23 protein-coding genes and 1 riboswitch are annotated in these 23,466 nt (G+C 33.1%); of the genes, 3 read left to right on the forward strand and 20 right to left on the reverse strand.

What is annotated here, in order from left to right; translation table 11 throughout:
• Positions 1-35: 35 nt before the first annotated feature.
• From JHK64_RS03600 to JHK64_RS03630, 7 genes are all read right to left on the reverse strand, one after another.
• Positions 36-593, reverse strand: coding sequence for a TlpA family protein disulfide reductase (locus tag JHK64_RS03600; RefSeq protein WP_199567641.1), 558 nt, complete (start codon positions 591-593; stop codon positions 36-38).
• A gap of 15 nt (positions 594-608) precedes the next feature.
• Entirely contained in the window at positions 609-1,322 is a 714-nt protein-coding gene (locus JHK64_RS03605) for a cytochrome c biogenesis CcdA family protein (protein WP_199567642.1), read from the reverse strand.
• 60 nt (positions 1,323-1,382) lie between these two features.
• Positions 1,383-2,573: an MFS transporter gene (locus tag JHK64_RS03610; RefSeq protein ID WP_199567643.1), complete on the reverse strand. Its 1,191-nt coding sequence runs from the start codon at positions 2,571-2,573 to the stop codon at positions 1,383-1,385.
• A gap of 139 nt (positions 2,574-2,712) precedes the next feature.
• Positions 2,713-3,324 carry a CPBP family intramembrane glutamic endopeptidase gene (locus JHK64_RS03615; RefSeq protein ID WP_199567644.1) on the reverse strand — a complete coding sequence of 204 codons (612 nt, stop codon included), beginning with the start codon at positions 3,322-3,324 and terminating at the stop codon, positions 2,713-2,715.
• A gap of 248 nt (positions 3,325-3,572) precedes the next feature.
• Complete coding sequence (locus JHK64_RS03620; RefSeq protein ID WP_199567645.1) at positions 3,573-3,908, reverse strand: helicase BlpT; 336 nt, start codon at positions 3,906-3,908, stop codon at positions 3,573-3,575.
• Positions 3,909-3,940: 32 nt separating this feature from the next.
• Positions 3,941-4,249 carry a hypothetical protein gene (locus tag JHK64_RS03625; protein ID WP_199567646.1) on the reverse strand — a complete coding sequence of 103 codons (309 nt, stop codon included), beginning with the start codon at positions 4,247-4,249 and terminating at the stop codon, positions 3,941-3,943.
• Positions 4,250-4,315: 66 nt separating this feature from the next.
• Positions 4,316-4,639: a hypothetical protein gene (locus JHK64_RS03630; protein ID WP_199567647.1), complete on the reverse strand. Its 324-nt coding sequence runs from the start codon at positions 4,637-4,639 to the stop codon at positions 4,316-4,318.
• A gap of 239 nt (positions 4,640-4,878) precedes the next feature.
• On the opposite strand from JHK64_RS03630, the gene JHK64_RS03635 reads away from it, so the two are divergent.
• Positions 4,879-5,331, forward strand: a complete 453-nt coding sequence (locus tag JHK64_RS03635) for a hypothetical protein (RefSeq protein ID WP_199567648.1) — start codon at positions 4,879-4,881, stop codon at positions 5,329-5,331.
• Positions 5,332-5,396: 65 nt separating this feature from the next.
• On the opposite strand, the gene JHK64_RS03640 is transcribed toward JHK64_RS03635, so the two are convergent.
• From JHK64_RS03640 to trmL, 13 genes are all read right to left on the reverse strand, one after another.
• On the reverse strand, positions 5,397-5,732 hold the full coding sequence (locus tag JHK64_RS03640; protein ID WP_199567649.1) for a hypothetical protein: 336 nt from the start codon (positions 5,730-5,732) through the stop codon (positions 5,397-5,399).
• Between the two features lie 333 nt (positions 5,733-6,065).
• Positions 6,066-7,442 (reverse strand): hypothetical protein, encoded by a 1,377-nt coding sequence (locus tag JHK64_RS03645; protein WP_199567650.1) that lies wholly within the window; start codon positions 7,440-7,442, stop codon positions 6,066-6,068.
• Positions 7,442-8,224 carry a PP2C family serine/threonine-protein phosphatase gene (locus JHK64_RS03650; RefSeq protein WP_199567651.1) on the reverse strand — a complete coding sequence of 261 codons (783 nt, stop codon included), beginning with the start codon at positions 8,222-8,224 and terminating at the stop codon, positions 7,442-7,444. The genes JHK64_RS03645 and JHK64_RS03650 overlap by 1 nt, the downstream gene beginning before the upstream one ends.
• Positions 8,225-9,026: 802 nt before the next feature.
• A complete protein-coding gene (gene asnS, locus JHK64_RS03655; protein WP_199567652.1) occupies positions 9,027-10,367 on the reverse strand; it encodes an asparagine--tRNA ligase in 1,341 nt (446 codons plus the stop codon).
• 23 nt (positions 10,368-10,390) lie between these two features.
• Positions 10,391-11,572, reverse strand: a complete 1,182-nt coding sequence (locus JHK64_RS03660) for a pyridoxal phosphate-dependent aminotransferase (RefSeq protein ID WP_199567653.1) — start codon at positions 11,570-11,572, stop codon at positions 10,391-10,393.
• 39 nt (positions 11,573-11,611) lie between these two features.
• Positions 11,612-14,077 carry a bifunctional DnaQ family exonuclease/ATP-dependent helicase gene (locus JHK64_RS03665; RefSeq protein WP_199567654.1) on the reverse strand — a complete coding sequence of 822 codons (2,466 nt, stop codon included), beginning with the start codon at positions 14,075-14,077 and terminating at the stop codon, positions 11,612-11,614.
• A gap of 102 nt (positions 14,078-14,179) precedes the next feature.
• Positions 14,180-15,115 (reverse strand): manganese-dependent inorganic pyrophosphatase, encoded by a 936-nt coding sequence (locus JHK64_RS03670; protein ID WP_199567655.1) that lies wholly within the window; start codon positions 15,113-15,115, stop codon positions 14,180-14,182.
• A 121-nt stretch (positions 15,116-15,236) separates the two neighbouring features.
• Positions 15,237-16,025, reverse strand: a complete 789-nt coding sequence (gene pflA / locus JHK64_RS03675; RefSeq protein WP_199567656.1) for a pyruvate formate-lyase-activating protein — start codon at positions 16,023-16,025, stop codon at positions 15,237-15,239.
• Positions 16,026-16,096: 71 nt separating this feature from the next.
• The gene (locus JHK64_RS03680) at positions 16,097-17,431 is read right to left on the reverse strand and encodes a hemolysin family protein (protein WP_199567657.1); all 1,335 of its coding nucleotides are present in this window, start codon (positions 17,429-17,431) and stop codon (positions 16,097-16,099) included.
• Between the two features lie 128 nt (positions 17,432-17,559).
• Complete coding sequence (gene mnmM / locus JHK64_RS03685) at positions 17,560-18,105, reverse strand: tRNA 5-(aminomethyl)-2-thiouridylate-methyltransferase MnmM (protein WP_199567658.1); 546 nt, start codon at positions 18,103-18,105, stop codon at positions 17,560-17,562.
• A 127-nt stretch (positions 18,106-18,232) separates the two neighbouring features.
• Entirely contained in the window at positions 18,233-18,886 is a 654-nt protein-coding gene (locus JHK64_RS03690) for a phosphatase PAP2 family protein (protein ID WP_199567659.1), read from the reverse strand.
• Complete coding sequence (locus JHK64_RS03695) at positions 18,883-19,446, reverse strand: ECF transporter S component (RefSeq protein ID WP_199567660.1); 564 nt, start codon at positions 19,444-19,446, stop codon at positions 18,883-18,885. The genes JHK64_RS03690 and JHK64_RS03695 overlap by 4 nt, the downstream gene beginning before the upstream one ends.
• Before the next feature lie 64 nt (positions 19,447-19,510).
• A riboswitch (FMN riboswitch) is annotated at positions 19,511-19,635 on the reverse strand.
• A 167-nt stretch (positions 19,636-19,802) separates the two neighbouring features.
• The gene (gene trmL / locus JHK64_RS03700) at positions 19,803-20,345 is read right to left on the reverse strand and encodes a tRNA (uridine(34)/cytosine(34)/5-carboxymethylaminomethyluridine(34)-2'-O)-methyltransferase TrmL (RefSeq protein WP_199567661.1); all 543 of its coding nucleotides are present in this window, start codon (positions 20,343-20,345) and stop codon (positions 19,803-19,805) included.
• A 306-nt stretch (positions 20,346-20,651) separates the two neighbouring features.
• Between trmL and trkA the strand changes: the two genes are divergently transcribed.
• A complete protein-coding gene (trkA, locus tag JHK64_RS03705) occupies positions 20,652-21,998 on the forward strand; it encodes a Trk system potassium transporter TrkA (RefSeq protein WP_199567662.1) in 1,347 nt (448 codons plus the stop codon).
• A 3-nt stretch (positions 21,999-22,001) separates the two neighbouring features.
• Positions 22,002-23,441: a TrkH family potassium uptake protein gene (locus tag JHK64_RS03710; protein WP_199567663.1), complete on the forward strand. Its 1,440-nt coding sequence runs from the start codon at positions 22,002-22,004 to the stop codon at positions 23,439-23,441.
• The last annotated feature ends 25 nt before the right edge of the window (positions 23,442-23,466 follow it).

The following is a 23,466-nucleotide window of genomic DNA, read 5'->3' on the forward strand; positions in this document are numbered from 1 at the left end:
ACCATCCTTGTGGTGAATTTCTTTTTATGTTTGACTTATTTTAAAAGCGCCAATTGTTCTTCTAACATAGCTTCATTGATTTGACCTGGGTAGTATTTTGCCAAGCTACCATCGCTATTAATGAATACATGTGTCGGAAAAGCTCTTATGGCATAATCTTCCATAAAGTGATCATTACTGTCAAAGTAAACTGGATAAGTGGCACCAAGTTCTTTAGCTGCTGCTAAAATAGTGGCAGAGTCCTTGTCAGCAGGATTACTGTTTTTAAATTGTTTATCATTAGGTGAGGTGACAGATAAAAAGACAATGTCATCGTCTTCTTTAACGTTTTGGTAAACTTTTTCTAATTCTGGAAATTCTCGCTTACAAGGACCACACCAGCTCGCCCAGACATTAATATAAACTTTTTTTCCTTTTAAATCACTTAAGGAAATGGTCTCACCTTTATCATCTATCAAGGTGAAATCAGGTGCTGTTTCTGTCTTTGCTTCTTGAGTTGTTTCAACTTGACTCGATGATTGTTTATCTTCTTGTGTGGTTGAGCAAGCTGTCAGTAAAAAAAGTGACACTAGTAATAAAAAATATTTTTTCATGTTTTTGAACCTCTCTTATATTAAATAATTCATAAGAACGGTAAATGAGCCCATTAAAATACTAATACCAATGACAAGTAAAATAAGGCCTGAAACAATTTTAGTATAGCTGACAAATTTTACTTGATGTTTAAAGAATTGGAGCATTTTCTGAGAAAAAATAGCCACTAGTAAAAACGGGAGCATAAAACCAATAGAATAAACTAACAGTAAGATAATGCTAAGACTTCCTTGATGGGAACTAGCATAAAAGAAGACACTCGCTAAAATAGGACCGATACAAGGACTCCAAGAAAAACTAAAGGTAAATCCTAGTAAAAAAGCTAAGAGTGGGCCTACTTTTTGCCCTACTTTATATATCGATTGTTTGGCTGAAAATTCTCTCAGTAGAAAGTCAATTTTAAGCCATCCCATTTGAAACAGCCCCATTGCAATCATCAAAATGCCACTAATAATCTGTAAAAATTTTAAATGCTCATTTAAAAAACGACTTAAAAGGCTACTCGCAAAAGCTAAGATAAAAAAAGTTAAAGCAATGCCTGAAATAAAACATAATGTATTAATCAACACTCTTTTTTGCCGCTTGGCTAAACGATCTTGACTATCCTTATCACTATCTCCAGCTAAAATCCCAATATATATCGGCAAAATTGGTAAAACACAGGGAGAAAAAAAGGATAAGACGCCTTCTAAAAAGAGGGCGAATAGTGTGATGTTTTGGATTGCCATATCATCCTCCTTATGATTGTTATCGTTAAGACTAAACATTGACAAAATGATAGCGATTATTTACTCACTAACATCATCTGAAATAATAACATCTCTATTTTTAAAATAGAGTATCGGTGCTAGTAATACTAGCAATAAACCTAGCAAAATAAAGGTTCTTGCAAAACCACAATTATCAATCAACCAACCCGTGAAAGGAAAAACAATAATCATTGATAAGCTAAAACACATAGCATTAACACTTAACAGCGTTGCTCTCACTTCACTTGGTAAATTGTGTTGTAGATCGTTGTTGAAAATGGGTAAAAACAAGGCATATAAACCATTACTAAAGAGATAAATCAAAGCATAAAAGATGATATTCCCAGTGATGGCAAAAACAAAACTAAGTCCTGTTAGAAAGACCAAAATCGGAAAAATGCGTCTGGAATGCCATTTTTCACCAATACGACTAGCCAACCAAACGGCTAAAACATTGATGACACTCCCTAAAAGCATGATGAAACTAATTTGCCAAACGGTTAAATCGGGTAGCTCATTTTGATAGTAAAAATAAAACATACACATGATGCTTGCCACAAATTGAAAACTAATCATCCAAAAGAGCAGCCCTGGTTTTTCTTTAAATTCTTTTGAAACGACGAAGACAATCGATTTTAAAGTGGTTTGTTCACCTTCTTTAGCTTTTAACTGTGGTTCTTTCATCAGATAGATTAACCCAATACCAATCAATGACAAAACAATCATGATGTAGTAAGTATAGTGTAAAAGACCATGAACAAAAAAACTAGCCATAACACTTCCTAGTGCTAATCCTGCTTCAACAAAGCCAGCAATGACACTTGTGATTTTCAAATAGCGTGACTCAAGCCCCGCTTCTTTAGCCGACTCAAATAGCATGGCAGAATCCGTTCCTGAGCTAAAATTATAACCCAAGGCGGTCAGAATCATAGCAATAGCATAAATCCAGAAATGACCTTGTCCTAAAATCATTAAAAGACTGGATAGGATAGTCATCACTCGACTGATATAAAGATTGGTTTTATAGGTGAATCGATCTGCCAGCATGCCTGAAGGAATTTCAAAAAGAATACTGGTCCCATGAAATAGACTTTCCAAAAGCCCAACTTCTAATAAACTCATCCCATTTTGACTAAGAAACAAGACCCAAAAAGTAGTGATCCCAAAAAAGGAAAGAAAATCAAGTCCTCCAAGAAGGCTGATATTGCGACGATACTTTTTCTGATACATGCTGTTTTATTCTCCCTTACTATCAGACATTATATCATAAAAGACCCTGTCAATTCATTCCTGTCTGGAATAATTTTGAAAATTTTCATAAGCTAACTAATGTTGTTGCTGAATTTGTTAGATAGTCATTATTAAACAGTTATACTAGTAATAACGTTATCAAAAAGATTGTGTTGATCCCGGCATGACATAAGATTGAAATCCACAAATTATTGCTCTTTTTGTAGGCATAGCCAAAAATAAGGCCTGCAATGGCATAGTGAACAAACGAAACCAGATTTTCTGGGTAATGAAATCCCGCAAAAATACTTGCAGCTAATAAAACGCCAATCCAATTATTTTTAAAAGCACCTTTTTGGATAAACCCTCTCATTAACAACTCTTCTTGTAATGGTGCAAGAAAGACCAAACTTGAAACTAGAGATAGACTATAACCATTTTCTAAATAACTTTCTTTAAGTGCAGTTTCAGCTCCTGAGTAGATATCAAAAAAATAACTGTAAACACTGGAAAATATAAAAATTGTCACCAAAGACACAAGAAAAATTAACCATTGCTTTTTAGTTGGAAAACGAAATTTGTCTATCTCAGACTTTTGAAAATACCGGAAACTAAGCCACAATAAAATAATCTCTACCACAACTTGAACAACATCATTGATGGCTTGATTATCAAAATGAAACATATATAAAATAGCCCAAAAGAAAAGAGGACCTAATAATCCAATAAAAAAATATCCAACTCTTGCCAAGTTCTTCTCCTTTTTATAATTCATTCAGCGGTAAAGCCATCTAAGCACTCTCAACCAGATGGAATTCCCTTTTTTCTGTGCTAATTCTTTTTTGAAACCCTCACGCTCATCTTCCATAGTATAGTTAAATATAAAATAAAAACATTTCCTAAAAGATAAATAATTGGTTTTAACCATTGCATCATTTTTCTCCTAGTAATACTTTATTTTAATAGGACAAGTTAGTTGGTAAACTTGTCCTATTAGCTTTACATCATCGCAATTGGACCATATAATTTAAGATTTGTTTTGACGTATTCAAAATGGAAACGATCGTATGCTTTCCATGCTTGATAGGCATCTATTTCAAGTTTTAACTGCCCAATCCCAACCAAAAGACTCGCTTTTTGATGAAATTTTTCTAGTTCAAGCAAAATAACATTGTTAATCTTTTTAGTTTTTTCAATTGTTCTTATCATGTCATCTAAATTATCTTGAAATCTTTGTTCATCTCCCAACCCTTTTTTAGAATTTTGGAAATTTTGATTTAAAGTATTGATAAGTGTAGTTACTTGTTTAAGTGTATCATTTGTAAATGTTGCCATTATATCGTTCTCCAATCATTCAATTGACAGTTTTAAAATCGAAATACTAAATAATGAAACAGTGAAAAAGCTCCCTCTGTTAATAAATGATTGATATCATCTATCAGTTTTCTAGCTTTTTGGGGTAGTATAATGTCAGCAGTCACAAGTTTTTGATTGACCGTTGACAAAAATTCTTTTACTCTCTGTCGTAGAATCACATCATTTGACTTGCCTTCTTCTAGGAAAACTAAAAAAATATTGGTCAAGTGATTTAAATTGATTTTTTCATTGATGGTGTAGTCATCTCTAATGATTTGATACAAGTTTTTAACCGTTGCTTTCAGTGTCTTTTTCAACATTATTAACCCCTTTCTTGTCTCCAACCAGTAGATAACCTTTGTTGCAATATCACTAACTTCTTTTGATTATCCTTTAAAAGCAAAAGGTTGTATTTTGCTTGTTGTTTCAAAAGAGCTATTCAATGCCTGAATGTGATGCCACAATTCACTGCCTTCTTTCGATAAAACAATGCCACCAGGCATTAAATGTCTTCCAAATACTGTCACAAAGCGACGTAATTTAGAGGCTACTACAGCTTCACCTTCTTCTTTGGAGTGACGACTGTCTAAAAATTCTTGAATTGTTTTAAGAGCATTTTGTTTAAGCTCACTAGTAATTGCCATTGTAGCAATTTCTTTTTCCAAACTTGTCACTAAAGCAATGCTTTTTTCTTTATAAGATGTTGTCATGGTTTTTTCCTTTCTTTTTACATCATTGCGTATTTCATTGATTTTTAATAATACTAGTGATGATTTTACAAATAAATAATAGCACAACAATTTATTTTAGTCGTGCTTTTTCCTAAACAGTCATTGAACAGTCCTAAATGGTAAAATTTAATATTTTTCATAAAAATAGGGTATAATAGAAATATCTTAATAGAATTGAGTTTAGAAATGAAAGTTATCAAAGTTTTTTGGGAGTCATAATGATAATCATTATTATCACTTGGTTAAAATCCTTTTCATCAGATTCGAAATATGTTGACCCAAGACAAAATCAAATTAATGCGATTAAAATCCAAGAAAAAGAAATGGAACAAAAGGTCCATGAAAGATATCCACAAATCAAAAGCTTGGAAATTATTTATGATACATTAACTATTGACGCTATTTCAAATCATCCATTTTTTGGTTTTGGAACTGACTATTATCAATTAGAAGTTCGATCTAAATTTAATCATATTGAAAACAGCGATATTATTCTTTCCTTTGATTTGGAAAATCAAACGGATCTCCCAAATATTTCTAATTTCGGCTTTTTATACCCCATTTTTCTTTTTAAAGATGAAGAAGGGCATGAGTATTGGACTCGATATGATGAAGAAACGTTAAAACTAATAAGCGGTGAAGAGTTAGCAAAAAGAACTTTTAGCCAATGAAAATAGCTAATAAATTAGCATTTAAAAAAGCCGTTAGGCTTTTTTATTGTCTTAATTTCTTCTCATTATATCTTAAAGAAAGTACCATGCCCTTTGTCACTATATTTAGCATTGGTGTCTTCAATAGAACGGTAAAGTTCACTTTCTTCAGTAGTCAATATCACTTGTCCGTCATGCTTTAAAGCACCAATCTCTTTGATTAACCACTTCACTTTTAAAGAAATGCTTAAAATACTACCATTATTTCCAGAAATTTCCTTAAGACCTTCATCGATTTTAGTCACTATGGCTTGATGAAAGGTATTGTCATAAGATGCCATTTTTTCTTTGAAGGATTCTATTAAAGGCAAAATAGTAGCTTGAAATTCTGCTGTTTTATCATCTTTTTTTGTATGAAACATTTGTATAACCTCCAATTATATTATTATCATAAATTTTAATGTTTTTATGAAAAGTACTATTGATTTTTTATAAAATAACACTGGTTTCATTTTTTCTTTGAAATTATATTCCCCAATTATCTATTTTATCATAAAATCAGCTTATAATTTCTATGAAAATGTATTTTTATCTAACCATTAAAAAATAATTTTCAACATTTAACATTGTCGTCACTATCAGCAGTATGATAAATACTATAAAATAACATTATCAAACACCTTTTCAAAATTTTAGTTACTTCAATTTTCTAACTTGAATTAACCATTCAGAATATAAAAATCATATCACCTTAATTAATTCAGTCCAAGATCTTTCATAAATGGTTCAAATTCTTTATCTTGTATCATTTTATTAATAATTTCCTTAATTAAATAAATTTGAATTGAAAGCCTGTCTTCTTTTAATGCAGTTTTGCAAACTTCTTCAATACTTACACTAATATCACTTATATTTTCAAAAACCGGCAAAATATCTGATACTTGCTGCAATCCTTCTTCTTTATGGGAGATAAAACTACTTCCCTTACTTATTTCTCTTAATTCATCAAAAGTTTTATTAACGAATGACAGTCCAAAATAATCTGGTTTGCCTCCTCTTTCTATTAATCTAGCGTATCCAATTATTTTTGTTTTCAGCTTTAAGTTTTTGGAGGATAATCCCCATTCCTCCAAAAATTCTCTCTCCATTGCATTAATAATAATATCATTAAAAGAGTTTATTTTTCTTTTTTTATAATCTAAATACCAATCAACCGAACCTGAGCCAGAGGGAGCATAACGATTTGCATTTGATTTTGAATATTTACCCTGCAGACCAATTAAAATTTTATTATCAGAAGTAAAAACTATTGTTGAAGCCCCTAAAAAATTGGCACTTCTATTTTGTTCTAGAGGATTTAGTATATTATTATCCAACATTAAGTTTATTCCCTCAAATTTTATTCCAATTTCATCAGTCTTCATAAAATTTTTATAAACAATCTCATGAGTGCATTGTCCATCGTAATAATTAGATTTACTAACTGTCATCGTTTTAATTTTATTGTTATCATCAAATAATAAACTATTATTTTGCTTCAAAAGATTACCATTATTCATAAATTTATCCTTTTTAAGATTATGGTACATTATCTTAGGAACAAAATCTTGAATTTCTCTAGGAATATGATAGTTATTTTTTTTTCTAGTATTTATAGATAAATTATTAGTTTGTAAATATCTATTGATATCATCACTTATAACATAATACTCCTTTTCATTAGTCCTATTAAATGTTTTTATTTGATATCCAGATTGCAAATATTTTTGATTTAATTTTATTAATTTTTTTATTTTTTCTTGTTCGTTAGATGATAATGAATAAATTTCTATATTATTTTTTAAATAATTATATCTATATAATGCTAATAAAAAAATAATAATAAATAAGAAAAGTAGAAAAAATAACTTATTAAAAGATAATATATTTAATAATGAAAAATCAAAAAGTACATCAATATAATCAATTAAAGCAATCAACTGACTAATAACAACAATAACAATTGATAAAATCCACCATCTTCTATATCTAATTGTCATAAAAAACAAATCAACTTTTCCAGTCAAGAGATAGTAATATTTATTTCTATTTTTAAAAATATCTTTCATTTTTAACATTAAATTATTTTTCATCATTTCATCCTTAACGTTAAAATACTAATATCATCTCTTTTTTTAAATTTGTTAGATTTTTCTTTATCTTCGTTTTTGAAGATATCAGAAATTATTCTAATGATATTCTCTGTTGTAAATTCTAACTCTAAAATATTATTTTTGAATTTAAAATAATCTAGAAATCCATCAGAACAAAGAATTAAGCGCTGATTTTCTTTTATCTGTAAAGTTCCAACTAAAGCATAATCTAGACCATAAGCATCTAATGAGCCTATCCAATAACCATTTTTTTGATTTAATTTTTTTCTGGTATCAATTAAGATTTCTTTCCTTTTTTCTGAATCAAAAATTTTTCTAAACTTCTTTAAATCATTTTCAGAAAACCTACTAATTCTATGATCAGAAATAATTGTTTGACCTTCTATAATTAAAGAAGAATCTCCCAGAACCATATATTCTATTTGGTTATTTCTTGTTTTTCTAATGAAAATAATAGTAAATGTAGGTAACTTGTATTTTTGTATTGCTTCACTATCAAATAACATTTTTGTTTGATGATTAATCTCTGAGAGAGTGTTTTTTAAGATACTTTTTAAAGAAAGTTCATCATTAAGGTGATTAGGCAACACTTCATTAATTAAGCTAACAAGCTTTTTAGAATCACTACCTTCTTGAAATAAATCCATATCAAATAAATCTGTGACACCATCCATAAGCCAGAAATAATTTTGATAAAATCCTACAATATCTTCATTAAATAAACTAGTTCCTTTTAGTGATAAAAAATTTTCAACAATCATTGTTTTCCTCAGATATTTCATTAGTACTACTAATCATTATAACATATGAAAACAATTAATAGAAAAAATTGGCTGAAACACTATCAGTTTAATTTTCTCAATTTATAAAATTAAGATAAACAAAAAGTCATCTATGATAGGTTCAGATAGATATCACATTTGTCTAAAAAGTCTACCGTAAGTTGCTTATATTCATTTTACTACAAATTAAATCGTAATGATAAATGATTGAAGTATAAGGTGAATAATAAATTTCAGTTCTTAAAATTGCTCAATTATTTAAACGATTCCGTACAACTATTGATAAGAGTATTAATTTTCTAAAATAAAGATAATCAGCAAGCGACTATTATTGTCACTACAAAACTAATAAAATTGTTGTGACCATAGTGAAACATACCTTCCTAAAAAGGAAATAATTTTTATTTTAAGAATATTTTAAACAATATTAGTTAATAGACGTTATTAAAGAAATTTTAAAAAAACATATTTCTTTTTTTATGAAAATCTTATATCGTTTAGTAGAGCGTGACATCTTCAATAAATTAGAATTTCCATAATAAGGATAACGTAAATCCAATGATTATGAAGAAAAGCGTAAAAAACAAGCTTCATATGACATATTATACTAACTTATAGTCGGTTTTACAGTTCAATTATCAAAGAATTAAAAGTTATAAGTCATTGATATAAAACATATTGATGACTTTTTATATTATATTTTATCAAATTAATATTGCTAAAAAATCTTTTCAAACTAAAAAAGAGCAACTCCTAGGAGTCACTCTTTTCTTCTTATCTTTTATGGTTTCAAGCGGTGTAACATTCGTGGGAATGGAATGGCTTCGCGGATATGTTCATTGCCTGTGACAAAGGTTACCATACGTTCTAGTCCTAAACCAAAACCAGAATGTGGCACGCTACCGTACTTACGAAGATCTAAATACCAACCGTATTCTTCTTCTGATAAACCGAATTCAGCAATTTTAGTTTTTAAATAATCATAGTCAGTCGCACGTTCACTACCACCAATAATCTCACCGTAGCCTTCTGGTGCAATCAAGTCGGCACAAATCACCACGTCATCTCTTGTTGGGTGTGGTTTCATATAGAAGGCTTTAATCGCTTTTGGATAGTTCATGATAAAGGTTGGCACACCGTAGTAGTTTGACACAAAAGTTTCATGTGGTGAGCCAAAATCATCACCCCACTCGATTGGCTCGTAATCATTTTCGGCTGCTTTTTCTTGCAATAAAGCAATCGCATCATCATAGGTCACGCGCTTGAAAGGCTCCTTGAGGTATTTCTCTAAAAGACTTCTGTCGCGTTCTAAGACTTCAAGAGCGTAGCCTTGATTATCCAACACCGCTTTGATTAGGAACTTAATATAGGCTTCTTGAATATCAAGAGATTCTTCGTGTTGGACAAATGCCATTTCTGGTTCAATCATCCAAAATTCAGTCAAATGACGTCTTGTTTTTGATTTCTCAGCTCGGAAAGTCGGACCAAAGGTAAAGACCTTACCAAGAGCCATCGCTCCTGCTTCTGCGTAAAGCTGTCCAGTTTGGCTTAGAAAGGCTGGTTGACCAAAATAATCCGTTTCAAATAATTCTGTAGTTCCTTCAGGCGCTGACCCTGTTAAAATTGGTGAGTCAATCTTGATGAAGCCTTCCTTATTAAAGAATTCATAAGTCGCACGGATAAGCTCATTACGGATTAACATGATGGCATGTTGCTTACGCGATCTCAACCAAAGGTGACGATGGTCCATCAAGAAGTCTGTCCCATGTTCTTTCGGAGTGATTGGGTATTCGTTACTTTCTCCGACCACTTCAAGGTCAACAACATCTAGTTCATAACCAAATTTTGAACGTTCATCTTCTTTAACAATACCTTTGACAAGGACAGATGTTTCTTGGCTTAGCTTTTTAATCGTATTAAATTTTTCTAAACCTACTTCTTCACCAAATTTTTCGATAAAGTTTGGCTTAAAGGCAACCGCTTGGAAAAAGGCTGTCCCATCACGAAGTTGTAAAAAGGCTAATTTCCCTTTTCCTGATTTATTGGCAACCCAGGCACCAATAGTGACTTCTTGACCAACATGGTTTTTAACATCGATAATTGATACGTATTTTTTTGACATAATCTTTCTTTTCTATCCTTTTCTTATTTTTTCATAAATGCTGTTAAGCGACGAACGCCTTCTTTGAGGGTTTCTAAGTCTGTGGCATAGCTTAAACGGACGTTTTCTGGCGCACCAAAGCCCTCTCCTGTTACTAGAGCAACACCCACTTCTTCTAAAATGGCCATTGTAAAGTCTGTGACATTTTGATACCCTTTCATCACCATTGCCTTAGAAACATTTGGAAACAGGTAGAAAGCTCCTTGCGGTTTATCCACTTCAAAGCCAGGAACAGCCGCTAACAAGGGGTAAATGATATTGAGACGTTCTTCAAAGGCTTGTCTCATCTCTTCAATCACATCTTGAGGGCCACTAAGCGCTTCAATCGCAGCATACTGGGCAACGGTTGTCGGGTTTGAGGTGGTCTGTCCTAAAATTTTACCCATTGCAGCAATAATTTCTGGCTGACCAACCGCAAAGCCAATGCGCCAACCCGTCATCGCATAAGTTTTTGAAACGCCATTGACAACAATCGTTTGTTGCTTAATCTCATCGCTCAGAGTTGAGATAGGTGTGAACTTAGCCCCATTATAAACCAGCCTACCATAAATGTCATCTGCTAAGATGAGAATATTATTGTCAACTGCCCACTGGCCGATAGCTAAAAGTTCCTCTTTATCATAAATCATTCCTGTCGGGTTTGACGGTGAATTTAACAAGAGGACTTTAGTCTTCTCAGTTTTAGCCGCTTCTAGCTCAGCTACCGTCACTTTAAAGTGATTGCTTTGTTTGGTAGGAATAATGATTGGAGAGCCTTGTGCCATCTTGACCTGATCGGCATAGCTCACCCAGTAAGGAGCTGGTATCACAACCTCGTCAAAGGGATTAAGAACTGTCATGAAAAAACTATATAGTATAAACTTGGCACCTGTCCCTGCAACAATCTGATTAGTTGCAACAGAGTAGTCATAATAACGCTTCATATAATCTTGAATGGCTTCTTTTAGAGTTGGTAAACCTGAAGCTGGTGTGTAAAAACTTGCCGAACCATTTCTAATCGCTTCAATCGCTTTGTCTTGAATCGATGGAGGTGTTTTAAAATCAGGTTCTCCCAAAGTCAGATTGATAATATCTTTGCCACTTGCCTGTAAGGCTTTAGCACGGGCTCCTGCTTCTAAAGTTACACTCTCAGACATATTTAAGACACGGTCTGATAATCTTGTCATATCTCCTCCCACATTTTTTCCATTAATTAACACTACCTATTATAGCAAAAAATCAGATAGTTCTGATAGGATTTCCTCAAAATTTTCTTCCCTAACAGGAGATTGTTTGGCTAAGGCCTTGGTAATTTGTTTGCCGTAGCGTTTGGTTACCACTCTATTATCTAAAATAATAATCGCTGATTCCTGTGTTTGTCTACGATTGGTCCGTCCGATCGCTTGTTTTAATTTTAAAATAGCTACTGGCAGAGTATAATCATAAAAAGGATTTTTCTTATTGTCTCTAAGGTAGCTTGCCATCTTTTTGGTGAAAAAATCCTCAGGATTATCAAACGGTAAGCGAGTGATGACGGCTATCATTTTATCTTGTTGGGTAAAGTCAACCCCTTCCCAGAAACTGCCTGTTCCTAGTAATAGCTTACTTTCTGCGTTGTCAAAACGTCGTTTAACATTACTAGCTAGACCATTTTTATACTGTGTCAGATGTTTGATATGATAATCATCCAATCGATCTGAGACTGACAACATGACTTGTTTTGACGTAAATAAAACCAGCATGGGAATATTTTTTCTGGTCAATGAAACTATTTTTTTAACCAATAAAGCCTCATAGGATGCTAGATCTGTTTTCTCATAGGGCTCTGCTTCTTTATCCAGCCAAATCTTCTGATTAAGACTGACATCAACAGGCAAATAATCAAAAGTAACCTCATCAAAACCTAGTAAATCAGCGAGATTGACTTTTTTACTGATCGACAGTGTGGCTGATATAGCGTAGGTTTTCGTTTTCGGTGATAGATATTCTTGAAAACGTCTAAAGTCAGTCTGACCGCCTCTAAGATAGGTTTCACGGTGTGTCTCTAGCTGCTCACTCTCTAACCAAAAGACAGTTAAAGAACTAAGCAGTAATTCTTTCAATTCATCCAGATCATTATCTGGATACTCACTGATATCTTGTTTTAGTTGTATGAGGTGTTCTTCTTCTAAAAGATTTCTTTTTTTCTTATAGAAATCCCCAACCAAATGACTTAATTCAAATTGAAGACTCTCTAGTAATCTTTGTAAAATAAGTGGAGGGTCTTGTTGCAATTTTTTGTGAATGATTTGTAAGATTTTTGTGACATTCACCTTTTTTTGTGAAGTTCTTTCTAAAGCCAAAAAGAACTTTTGCGCTTCATCAATCACAAGAACCTTGTTTTCCAAAAAGGACTTATCATGTTCTGAGCGAGCAAGCAAATAAGCATGATTAGTGATAATAATTGGTTTTTTACGATAATTACTTTCAATCCTATGCCAAAAATCAACCTCAAAAAAGGGAGATGACGCATCAATAAAACCATCATGTTTTATCTCGTCAAAATAAGCTTCAAAACGTTGTTTTTGCTTAACTTCATCCAAATCACCTGTCTTAGTTTCAAGTAACCAGACAAGTAATTGCATTTTATAGCGGTTAATCAGACGATTATGGTCCTGTCGCTGTAAGGTTTGGTAAAAAGCATCTAGTTTAAGATAATTTTGCGGGCTTTTGATGCTTTGACAATCAATGTTAAAAGTTTCTTTAATTTGTCGAGCTTCACTAGCAACAATCTGATCTTGTAACACTTTAGTTGGCACACTGATAAGGAGTTGCTTGCCATCTAGTCTTGGTAGAAGCGACAAAAGGTAGCCGTAAGTTTTACCAATCCCTGCTTGGGCTTCGATAAAACTAGTTGTTGGCTCCTCAAATCGTTTTTCAATTAATTGTGCAAACTGTGATTGGATTGGGCGTTCTTCTAACCCCAAATAATGACAATTAGTGTCAAAGTCGAGAGATAAGTGTTTTGGTTTAGCCATTGGCTGATCTTTTTTTAGGAGAATATCCGCCACTCTAATATAATCCTTATCATCATATGATGATTTTTCAGCAATGATTTCTTTAATAACCAACTGAGATTCAAACAAGAGACTGTCACCAAATGTCACTATTTTTTCAAGTGTTCTTTTAGGCAGTTGACGCATTTTATTTCGTAATTTTAAGAATAATTCAGCGGTTGCTATGGCATCTGAAATGGCTATATGAGCATTTGCCAGATTAAGAGACAAACTTTTAGCTAGAATCGGCAAACTATATTTTTCTAGGGTAGGGTAGAAAACTTGAGTTAATTCAACCGTATCCACACGCGGTGTCATTAGTTCATAGCCTTCAAAAAATAATTGTTCTGCTAAAAGATTAGCATCAAACTTAACATTGTGCGCCACAAAAATGCAGTCTTCCAATAACTCAAAGATTTCTTTTGCCACTTGTGAAAACTCAGGTGCCTTACTTAAGCGCTCATCTGTCAAACCAGTTAAAGCTATAATGTGGTCATCCAATCTTTCATGAGGATTAATATCTGTTTCATAGGTTTTAATAATGTGATCATCTTCAATAATGACTATGCCAACTTGAATAATGGAAGCTGTTGTTCCTGCTGAGGTTGCTTCCAAATCAACAATGGCATATCTTGGCTTTTTCATCTCTTCTTTCATAATATCCCTATTATATCATAGACTTAGTACTTTTCTATAGACGCTACAAAGTCTTTTCAAAATAAAAAAACTCTAACAAACGATTTTGTTAGAGTCGGTTTTTTAACGATTAAAACTTTCAGTCAATTGTGGTACCACTTGTTTTTTACGAGAAACAGCACCCTCAAGAAAGGCATGATTGTCAACTAATTTGAAGTTAAAGGCTGCCTCAATTTTATCTCTATTATTACCAAGTGATAAAATTTCTGAATTAGAATTGATAATATCAGTAATCATCAAGACAAAGTCAGAATAACCGTTGGTAGCAATTGCTTCTTTAATAGCTGTTTCGATTTCTTCTTGACGTTCTAGGACATCAGCAATTTCTACTGTGTTGACTTGAGCGACACGGACCTTATTGCCATTAAGTTCAAACGTTTTAGCATCGATATCAATCAATTCATCAGCTGTTTTACTTGCAAGATTAGTACCAGCTTTTAGCATTTGAAGTCCATACTCTTCTAAGTTAACTTCTGCAATCTCAGCTAGCTCTTTAGCAACACCATGATCGATTTGGTGTGTTGTTGGTGATTTTAATAGCAAGGTATCTGAAATCAAACCAGAAAGTAGCATTCCTGCAATATCTTTAGGAACAGCAATGTTATTTTCTTTAAACATACGATAGGTAATCGTACTTGCTGAACCCACTGGCTCAAGACGCATAAATAGTGGATTAGCTGTTTCAAAATTAGCCACACGGTGATGATCAACGACATAAACCACTTCAACATCTCGAATATCAGAGATAGATTGTTGAAATTCATTGTGGTCTGTCAACATGACTTGAGTTGAACCTGCTTCTTTAGCAGAATGAACAACTTCAAGAGGTTTAACACCAAAATAATCTAATGCAAAAGCTGTTTCTTCATTTGGTTCACCAAGAGCAACTGCCTTTGTATCATAACCAAATGCCTCTTTCGCTAGATAAGCAAAACCATAAGCCGAACCAACGGCGTCAGTATCAGGATTTTGATGACCAAATACTAAAATTTTAGACATTTTTTTACCTCTTCTAATATCTTTTTCTCAATTGACCTTATTTTATCAGAAAAATAAGGATATAGCAAAACTAGACACTTTTAAAAACAAAAGAAGCTATTTAACAAACTTCTTTTTGATATTAACCATGAACACGTTTCATATAATCTTGATAGCTTTCTGTCTCCATCAACTCTTGAGCATTTTTAACACGGTCTTTTGTTGGTGGCTTAACACCAGCTAATGGATAAGGAATCCCTAGTTCACGCCACTTAAATTCACCCATGGTATGATAGGGAAGAATCTCAAACTTGTCAACATTTTTTAAGGTTTTTACAAATTTACCAAGTTCGATCAAATCTTCATCAATATCGGTTAGACCTGGTACCAAGACATGACGTATCCAAACGGGAATATTTTTATCAGACAAATAGCGGGCACAAGCAAGAATATTTTTATTGCTTTGGCTAGTCACAAAACGGTGAGTTTTATCATTGATTTCTTTAATATCTAGCAAGACTAAGTCTGTCACAGCAAGTAGTTTATCAAATATTTTATGGTATTCTGGTTTATCACGAAATGGTAGAGCACATGTATCTAAGGTACAATGAATACCTAATTTTTTAGCTTCTGTAAATAGCGCAGTGACAAATTCTATTTGAAGAAGGGCTTCACCACCACTAACAGTGATACCTCCTTTTTTGCCCCAGAAACCACGGTAACGAAGGGCTTCTTGTAAGACGTCTTCCACTGTACGTTCTTTAGATTGATTGGTTTCCATTTCCCAAGTATCAGGGTTATGACAGTATTGACAGCGCATTTTACAACCCTGCATGAAAACGATAAATCGAATCCCCGGGCCATCTACAGAACCAAAACTTTCTGTTGAGTGCACCATGCCTGTTACTTTATTATAATCAATAGTTGACATGTCAAATCCCTTCTAAACTTATTTCTTTTATCCATTATACCACTTTTAACCCCAAAAAGACTAGTTTTTAACTAGTCTTTTTCAGCTAAGTCTGGAACTTCTGTTATCATAATTTTCAATTTTGTTACACGACCATCTCTCACCTTATCATTCACTAAAACTAAGTGTTTATCTTTTGAGTCGACTTCGTAGTAACGTTTTTCATCAGGACTAGGAATAGTCCCGACACCTGTTAAGTAAAATCCTGCAATGGTATCAACATCATCACTTTCAAGAGTTGTATCAAAGTAATCATTAAATTCATTAATGGTCATTATTCCAACTACGATGTAAGTATTATCTGCTATTTCACGAACAAATTCAGACGCCTTATCAGATTCATCATCAATCTCACCAACAATTTCTTCTAATAAATCTTCTAAAGTCACAAGCCCTGCCACCCCACCATACTCATCAAGCAAAATTGCCATCTGATTTTGTGTATTTCTTAGGGCACTTAATAAATCGTCAACAAAAATAGTCTCAGGAACAAATAAAGGCTCTTGTAAAATACGACGAATATTAATATTTTCAAAGCCTTCATTAAAACCAGCATTTAATAATTTTTTCGTATGAATTAAACCAATCACCTTATCACGATCATCATCATAAACTGGTATTCTAGAAAATGATTCTTTTAAAATAGCTTTGATGATTTCTTGTGAGTCATCGTTAATATCGACCATGAAGGCATCTGTTCTAGGTACCATCAATTCACGCGCCATCATTTCATCAAGTGAAAAAACACCTTGAAGCATCTCAATCTCATCAGCATCTAAAGTAGCTTCACTTTTCGTTAACATATATTCAATTTCATCACGCGTCATTTGTTGGTCAGCATCATCAAAAGTCATCGGAGTAATACGACTCAACAAATTAGTGGTTGCTGATAATAACCAGACAAAAGGACTAACCACTTTTCCTAAGAAAATAATAAATGGCACTGCTGCAACGGCTAGATTTTCTTTCAAATTCATTGCAATACGCTTAGGATAAAGTTCTCCTAAAACGATAGAAATATAGGTTAGAAAAGCAAGCGAAATAATACCACCAATTGTTTCGGCAGACGGTGAATCACCAAACCAAGAAGCGATTACCTTTCCTAAAGAATCCGCCAATTTAGCCCCTGATAAAAGGGTTAAGAGGGTAATACCGACTTGAATGGTAGACAGAAAATTATTAGGATTTTCTAGAACTTTCAGCAAACGCATATATTTGTGATCGCCTTCAGCTGCTTTTTGTTCTACTCGCGAACGATTTAAAGAAACCAAAGCCATTTCACTGGCTGAGAAAAAAGCATTAAAAAGAGTCAAAACAATTAGTAATAATAACTGTAACATTATCGATTGACTGCTCGGGTCTTCCATTATAATATATCTCCTAATATTTTTAATATAGCTTATTTATTATACCATATTTCTTAAATAATGTAGTAAAATGCCACATATTACCATCAAAAAGGTATTTAAGTGATGAAAATCAATTTGATTCTCTTTTAAAGACTCCTTTTTTCAATCATGATTAAAAAAGGGGGATAGTTAACTTGATTGACCGGCTGATAGCGCATAACAGTGTATTGATTTTGAGATAAGGTTTTGAGAAACTGCTCTAGAGCATCTTTTTCTATTTGACCCCCGTCATGGCCATAATAGACCATGATAGAAATCCGGCCGCCAGCTTTTAGTAATGCTAACGTTTTCTCTAAGGCCTTAATCGTTGAGTCTGGTTTTGTAACAATCGTTTTATCAGCCTTTGGGAGATACCCTAAATTAAAAATAGCCACGTCAATCTCACTAAGGTAGTTATCAATATGTTCATGACTGTCTAAAACGAGCTGTACATTTTGATAACCAGAAGTTAGTAGCTTTTCTTTTGTCGTTTTAAGTGCTATTTCTTGAATGTCAAAGGCATAAACTTTCTTGGCATGTTTAGCAAGAAATAACGTATCATAACCATTTCCCATGGTAGCATCAAGTGCGATACTTTGATCGGTAAGAACTTCAGCTAAGAAATCATGTGATAATTGAATAGGATTTTTCATAGTTAACCTCTTGATATCTTGTTATTAGTTATCATCAATCACTCTTTTTTGTTGACTGATTATCTTCATTCTAACATAAAAAAACTATTCTCTTACTAATAAAAGAATAGCATTATCAAACAAATTCTTATTTTTGTAGGCTTTTAAAACGCCACTTAAAGCGCCACTCATCGTAATAAGGGAAAATAAGATTTAGACAACCAAAAGCTAACAATAATCCTGCTAGAACATCACTAGGATAATGAACACCAAGATAGATGCGTGATAACGAAATAATGATTATTAAAGCAACTAGTGCCAAAAGAACCAGTTTTTTCAAAAAACCATCTTTTAAGCGTTGTTGAAAGATAATAAAGAGAGTGCCAAAAATTAAGAGAGACCCAGTCGCATGACCACTTGGAAAAGAAAAACCATGTTCAACGATTAAGTGAGGGATATCAGGACGCTCACGAACGTATAAATTTTTTAAAACAATGATTAAAATACCTGCCAAACTACCACTAAAAAGCATGAACAAGCCTTCTGCTTTCCATTTTTTCCAAAAATAAAAAAATAAAAATAAGACTGTTACAATAATAACTTGTGACAAAACATTACCAATAATCGTAATATGACTTAAAAAAACAGTCACCAGTTGTGGCAACTGCCCCCTTAGCGCATTTTGAATCGTTGTATCAAAGCTTACTAGCGTCTGTGGGAAAAACTTAACAAGGTAACCAAGCATCACAAAAAAGAGTATGCTAAAAGAGGCTACTAGTAAATGTTGTTGTTTTTGTTTCATACTTTACAAGTCTCCAAGAATGATTTCATTGAAAGATAAATAATACCAAATGCCACTGAAAACAAAATCCCCTGAACAATATTAAATGGAATAACCATAGCCACAATATATTTGCTAATGCCAATAAACTGACCAATATCAAAATTGGCAAAAGTAGCATACAAAGGAACGGCATAAAAAATATTTAAAATAATCATAGCAAGTGTTAAGAGTGTTGTTGCTAGGATACTTGAAATCACGTAGGTTTTTCGTGTTCTCTTATGATTCCAATAAAGAGCAAAAACAAGGACAAATATTCCTGTTGCAACGACATTCATCGGTAAGCCAATTAAATCATTGACACCAGTATTATTTAAGAAAAATTTCAAAGCTGTTCTTAACAGTAAAATAATATAAGCGGATTTTAGATCAAAAAGAACAAGTCCTATTAGAACAGGGATAATACTAAAGTCTATTTTTAAAAATTCGGCTCCCGGAATAATGGGAAAGTTAAGAAGCATCAATATAAAAGAAAGAGCTCCTAAGATAGCCATATGGGCTAATTGTTTTGTTTTTAACATAAAAAAATTCCTCCAATTTTTTCAAATTGAAAGAAGTCACAAAGAGTTAAGCAAGCAAAAAACCCTTCGTCTTCTTCCATCCAGACTTTACTGTCGGTTGTGGAATTACACCACATCAGCTTTCGCTCGCGGACTTCTAGTATCCTAGTTACCGCCGGTCGGGAGTTACACCCTGCCCTGAAGACATTCTTATCATACCAAAAAAGTTTTTTTTTAGCAAGATATGATGCTTACACAATGTTTCAAATAAAAAATGACGGTTTGTAAAGAAAAAAATCAGATTAAAAATCTGATTCATTAATATAATATTTATACTTGAAAAAATTTTCAAAACACATCCTACTAAGACCATTATTTTATTTTAATTTATCTTGCTGATACTGATGACTTAATTCTAAACCAGAAAAATGCTGTTGACGCAAGGCTTCATAAACGATTAAACAAACCGTATTAGACAAATTGAGACTTCTTACATGCTCATCATTCATCGGAATACGCAAGGCTTTTTGGGCATGACTGCGCATAAAAGATTCTGGAAGTCCCTTATCTTCTCTCCCAAAAAGAAAATAATGAGTGTCACCGTCGTCATATGACACTTCAGAATATGTTTTTTCAGCAAATTTAGTGATTAAATGAAGTTTTCCATCACAGTTTGTCATAAAATCTTCTAAACTATCGTAGAAAAAAACAGTTAATTTATCCCAATAATCAAGGCCAGCGCGTTTCATTTTCTTATCGTCAATTGGAAAACCCATCGGTTGAATGATGTGAAGGGGGGCGTTCGTTGCAGCACATGTTCTAGCAATATTTCCCGTATTAGCAGGAATTTGGGGTTCAAATAAGACGATGTGATTTTTAGCTAAAATGGGTGGTTTTTGTGATTTTAAAGGTTCTATCATTGCTATCTCCCTCTTTTTAATTGATAACAAAAAAACCACGAAACCCGGAGTCTAGGCTCGGCAGATATCGTGGTTGATGGTGATTCACAAACTTAAATCACAACAGATCTGATTTAAATCAGTGAATGGTACTATTAGTATAGCATTTTTATCTGAATTGTCAACAAATCCAATCTTAAAATATTGTTTAAAACGTTTTCTTTTCTACCACGTGTCATTTGTGAAATAATGACATGTTTTTTTCTTAAAAAAGATGATATTTTTGTAAAAAAAGGGTATGATAGTTACTATATATTGGAGGTTATCATGAGAATAATTGTCGTTGGTGGCGGTAAAGTTGGCGCGGCACTTTGTCGTTCCTTAGTTGATGAGAACCACAACGTTGTTTTAATTGAACAAAAAGAATCCGTCTTATCCCAAGTTGTTAAACGTAATGACATTATTGGTATTATTGGGAATGGCGCTAATTTTAAAATTTTGGAACAGGCAGATGTTGCCAACTGTGATATCTTTATATCTATTACCGATAAAGATGAAGTTAATATGATTGCTGCTAGTTTGGCTAAAAAAATGGGAGCCAAAAAAACAATTGTAAGGGTTAGAAATCCAGAATACTCTAATCCTTATTTTAAAGAAAAAAATTTCTTAGGTTTCTCTCTTATGGTTAATCCAGAACTTCTCACCGCACGCTATATTGCAAACGCTGTGGAGTTTCCAAACGCACTATCAGTAGAACATTTTGTGAGTGGTAGAATTATGCTCATGGCTTTTAAAATTAAAAACAATAGTGTTCTCTCTGATATGACGTTGTCGCAATTTCGTAAGAAATTCCAAAACATTGTTATCTGTGCGATTGAGCGTGATAGTCAAATTATTATACCTGACGGAGAAGCAACTATTTTAAATCAAGATAATATTTATGTGACTGGAAATCGTCAAGAGATGATTGCATTTCATAATTTTCTTAAAAAAAGAATTGTTAAAAGTCTTATGATTATTGGTGCGGGAAAGATTGCTTATTACCTGCTCACCCTTTTAAAACAAACTAAAATTAAGATTAAATTAATTGAAATCAATCCCAAAAGAGCAGCATTATTTAGTGAAGATTTCCCAAATATTCATATTGTTGAAGGAGACGGCACCACTAAAAATCTTCTCTTAGAAGAACGTGCTGATCACTATGATGCGGTTGCAACGTTAACAGGTGTCGATGAGGAAAATATTGTTGCCTCAATGTTTTTAGACTCTCTTGGTGTCCAAAAAAATATCACCAAAGTCAATCGAACAAGTCTTTTAGAAATTATAAAAGGTGAAGAATTTTCAAGTATTGTAACACCTAAAGCTATTGCCGTTGACGCTATTATGCACTTTATTCGCGGTCGTGTTAATGCACAGCACTCTAACTTAGATGCTATGCACCATGTTGCTAATGGGCGTATCGAGACCCTACAATTTGAAATTAGGGAAAATAACCGCATGGCTGGTCAAACCCTTTCTTCCATTAAATTGAAAAAGAATGTTTTGATTGCTGCTATTATCCGTCAAGGTAAAAATATTTACCCAACAGGTGAGGATATTTTCCAAGTTGGCGATAAAATTGTGGTCATCACTCTACTTAACAATGCTAATAATATCTATGATTTGTTGAGGTAAGTCATGAATAAAAGTATGGTACGTTTTTTATTAGCAAGACTCCTTGTCATTGAAGCTGCCTTATTACTGGTTCCCTTAGGAGTTTCCTTTATCTATAAGGAATCAATGACTGTCATCTCTAGTTTTTTAATCACCATGGCACTGTTATTAATCATTGGTGGTGTGGGGTGTCTTTCTAAGCCGAAAAATTTTAGAATTTATACTAAAGAAGGGTTTCTCATTGTGGCATTATGTTGGATGCTTTGGGCCATCTTTGGAGCACTTCCTTTTGTTCTTTCTGGTCAAATCCCTAATTACATTGATGCTTTTTTTGAAACCAGTTCAGGTTTTACAACAACGGGTGCAACTGTTTTAAATGATACTGCTGTGCTATCACCTTCTCTACTATTTTGGCGAAGTTTTACCCATCTTATTGGTGGAATGGGGGTGCTGGTTTTCGCCCTTGCCATAATGGAAAATAGTAAGAATAGCCACCTAGAAGTGATGAGAGCGGAAGTTCCTGGCCCTGTTTTTGGTAAGGTTGTTTCCAAATTAAAAAACACGGCGCAAATTCTCTATATTATCTATTTGGTCATGTTTACTATTTTAACACTAGTACTATGGTGGGCTGGTCTGCCTTTATTTGATAGCATAATAACCGCCATGGGAACAGCTGGAACAGGTGGTTTTGCCGTCTATAATGATAGTATCGCTCACTATAATAGCTCTCTCATTACAAACATTGTCGCTGTTGGGATGTTAATATTTGGTATTAATTTCAATCTTTATTATTTGCTACTTATTGGCAAGTTAAAAAGTTTTTTTAAGGATGATGAATTAAAAGCCTATCTCCTAATCATTGCGATTGCTGTTGGTCTTCTTTTCTTAAATGTTGGTGGTTTATATGCCTCAACACAAGAAGCCTTTGAGAGAATTTTCTTTCAAGTATCAACAACCCTAACATCAACTGGTTTTGGATTAAATGATGTCACCTTTTGGCCGTTATTTTCCCAGATTATTCTCTTACTCCTTATGTTTATCGGAGGTTCAGCAGGTTCTACTGCTGGTGGATTTAAAGTGATGCGAGTGCTTATTCTCTTAAAAATTGCATATAATCAAATGCTCTTAAATCTCTATCCTAATCGTATCGTTTCCTTACATATCAATGGTGACGTTTTGGATAAGAAAACGCAGCATAGTATTTTAAGATACTTTGTTATTTACGTCATGATTTTTATTAGTCTCGTTTTTTTGATTAGTATTGATAATAATCAACTCATGATTGTTGTTAGTGCAGTTGCAAGTATCTTGAACAATATTGGACCAATGCTTGGAACTTCTGAGAATTTCTCTATTTTTAGTCCTTTCTCAAAAATACTATTATCTTTAGCCATGATTGCTGGACGTTTAGAATTATACCCCATGTTATTACTCTTTTCATCAAAAACATGGTCAAAACAATAAAAATATCTTCCTCTTTCAGGAAGAT

This window comes from Streptococcus zalophi, assembly GCF_016481285.1.
Classification (GTDB): Bacteria; Bacillota; Bacilli; order Lactobacillales; family Streptococcaceae; genus Streptococcus; species Streptococcus zalophi.